The organism is Nocardia sp. NPDC002869, from assembly GCF_046764065.1.
In the GTDB taxonomy this organism is placed as follows: Bacteria; Actinomycetota; Actinomycetes; order Mycobacteriales; family Mycobacteriaceae; genus Nocardia; species Nocardia rhamnosiphila.
This window is the reverse complement of the sequence record NZ_JBKOOL010000305.1, coordinates 1-2,475: the sequence shown is the minus strand read 5'-3', so window position 1 is coordinate 2,475 and position 2,475 is coordinate 1. Positions and strand designations below refer to the sequence as shown.

At 70.0% G+C, this 2,475-nt stretch carries 3 protein-coding genes and 1 pseudogene; 3 read left to right on the top strand and 1 reads right to left on the bottom strand.

Annotation, left to right across the window (positions count from 1 at the left end; all coding sequences use genetic code 11):
- Positions 1-299 precede the first annotated feature (299 nt).
- On the top strand, positions 300-524 hold the full coding sequence (locus ACLML9_RS28415; protein ID WP_411948377.1) for a hypothetical protein: 225 nt from the start codon (positions 300-302) through the stop codon (positions 522-524).
- A gap of 73 nt (positions 525-597) precedes the next feature.
- Positions 598-1,587: a hypothetical protein gene (locus tag ACLML9_RS28410; protein ID WP_411948376.1), complete on the top strand. Its 990-nt coding sequence runs from the start codon at positions 598-600 to the stop codon at positions 1,585-1,587.
- Between the two features lie 21 nt (positions 1,588-1,608).
- On the opposite strand, the pseudogene ACLML9_RS28405 reads toward ACLML9_RS28410, so the two are convergent.
- Positions 1,609-1,879 (bottom strand): annotated as a pseudogene (locus tag ACLML9_RS28405) (organic hydroperoxide resistance protein); the annotation flags it as partial.
- A 170-nt stretch (positions 1,880-2,049) separates the two neighbouring features.
- On the opposite strand from ACLML9_RS28405, the gene ACLML9_RS28400 reads away from it, so the two are divergent.
- Positions 2,050-2,442: a hypothetical protein gene (locus ACLML9_RS28400; protein WP_411948375.1), complete on the top strand. Its 393-nt coding sequence runs from the start codon at positions 2,050-2,052 to the stop codon at positions 2,440-2,442.
- The last annotated feature ends 33 nt before the right edge of the window (positions 2,443-2,475 follow it).

Below are 2,475 nucleotides of genomic sequence, written 5' to 3'. Positions count from 1 at the left end.
AAGACCGGCGCCACCGAGACGACGCTGCCGCGCCCGGGCCGGTCCGCGTCGTCGCGCGCCCCGCCGCACGCGGCCGCGAACAGGCACAGCGCACTCGCCATCGACACAAGCGCCCGGCGCATCGTCACTGTCGTTCTCCCGGCTTTGGTCCCGACCCGATCGGGCCTCACCGTAGCCGATCACCCGGTGACCGGCCGGGAGGCGGCGCGAGCGTCGCCGGCCCAGCGGCCCGCGGTGGCAGGGGTCGTGTGGGCGGGCGAGGGCGAAACAACTCCGGGACCACCGACGATGACAGGAACGTGAACCTCGAAGTACTACCGCCGGCCGAGCGGCGGGACATGGTGCGACGCCTGATTGCGCTCTGTCATATCGTCAACGATCTCGTCGAGATCGCCGCAACCACGGCAGCCGACGGCGGCCCCGGCCCGGACGCGCTCCACGAGCACGCCCAGCAGATCCAGGCCGTGGTCCGTGATGTCGTGGTCGATCTGGTGGCCAACGGCCGGCAGTCGGACGCCGCCTGAGGAGAAGTCGCGCCGGCCCACCGCCGGTTTCGCGGCGTGTTCCCAATGGTGGGCGCAGAATTAGACTGGGCTGATGGTCAAACCGAGCCCGTGGGGAGCGAGCGGAGGTGACGGCGACACTTCGTCGAGCACGGTTCGCACCGCGACACCACAGCCGGCCCCGTCCGCATCCGCCGGTGCCCGATCAGAGGTCTGGGAACGACGCCGGACCCTCGCCCGGGCCGGACTGCGGCGGGTGGCCGAACACGCCGAGGACATTCGCACCGCGCCGGCGATGACCGGCAAATGGGGATATGTGATCACCGCTCTGGGCGGTGTCATCGTCTTCATCCTCATGTTCAAGCACTGGATGGTCGCGCACGGGCCGGACGGTATGGCCGCTGCGACCCCGTTCGGCCAGGTCGATTCCACCACACGCTATATGAGCGTCTGGTCCTCGCACGGCCCGCCGCCCGCGGCCGACCTCACCGGTTCGTGGGCAGTGGCCGCCAGCAGTATGATCGCCCTCACCATTGCGGCAATCGCGATCCATATCGCCACCAACTCCGAGCGTTTCGCGCGGATCGCCACCGGCGGTGCGGCCCTCACCGCCCTCCTGGTGATCGCGAACATGCTGTATCTGTCCGCCCGCCAGAAGCAGCTCAAGAACATGACGGGCCGCAGCTGGGACCTCGGTGGCCAGATCGGTTCCTGGATCAACTGGGCGGTCAACGACGGCTCGAAACCGGTCGCGGGCCTGAACCAGGTGGAATACGTCGCCAGCAGTACGATCACCACCGCCGCCATCGCGGCGGTGATCATCGCGGTGGGTTCGGCGGTGATCGCGGTGGCGGCCATGCCGCGGACGGCCACCGGGGCGCGGATACCCTGGCGGGTCACCGTATCCCGGGAGACGGCGTCGAACTATACGGCCACCGGCGCCGAGCCCGCGGCGGGCGCCCAGACCGCGGCGGCGACGGAACCCACAGCCACGGCGTCCGCTGCGACCCAGAGTCCCGCCCCGGCTCCGGACGGCGGTCCCGAGCCGACCACGACCGCAGATCCCGGGCCAGCCAAGAGCTGACGCGGGCCCGGACGCCGGTCGGTCCTGCGCGACCCGCACTTCGATATCGATATTGCCGCGGGTGGCATTGCTGTCCAGGCACACCTGATGCGCCTTGTCGGCCAGCGCCTGCGTTTCGTCCTCGGGCAGATGGGGAAGGGTGACCTCGAGGACCACCGTCAGCCCGAATCCGCCACCGTCGGTGCTCCCTTCGGTACCGCCGGCTCCAGATCGGTGCGGCCGTCGGTGGTCCGGGTATGACCGTTGCGGCCGTCCCGGTGGCCAGCGCCTCGGCCGCGTACAGCACACGCAGCGCCGTCTCCCCTGCTCGTATCACGCACGGTTGTCGATACCGCGGCAGCGAATGCCGCGGGACTGTGCGCAGTGTAGTGTCGCGCGCGGTGCCGGATCAGTTGCGGCACAGGGGAAAGTTCTGAGTACCATCCGGCGGCCCCCAAATCGGTTCGAGCGATCGCGAGGCGTATGTTCCCTGACCAGACCTCCACCCATTACCCTGTCTCCCCCATCCCCGACGACGTCTACGGTCGTGGTGCGCCGATTCCCGCGCCCCGGGAACCCGACCTGGTGATCACCGGACTGCTGTGGTTCCTGCTCGCGACGCTGGCGATCGTCTCGGTGGCGATTTCACCCTGGTTCCTGCTCGCCACCGGGGTGTGCGAAGGGCGTGCGGACTGCCGCGCCGATCCGAGCACGGGGAACTGGATCATCGTCCTCGGCGGCTGCTTCGGTTTCCTGGTCGGCGCCGCCACCACCGTCAATGCCGCGCGCAGCGGGCGGGCACTGTACCCCGGCGCACTGCTCGGGCTGGCCCTGGTTCTCGCCGCCTGGCTGGCGGGTTCACTGCTGATGGGCTGAGCGGGCTCCGGGCCGCGGGCACCGGGAAGCGGT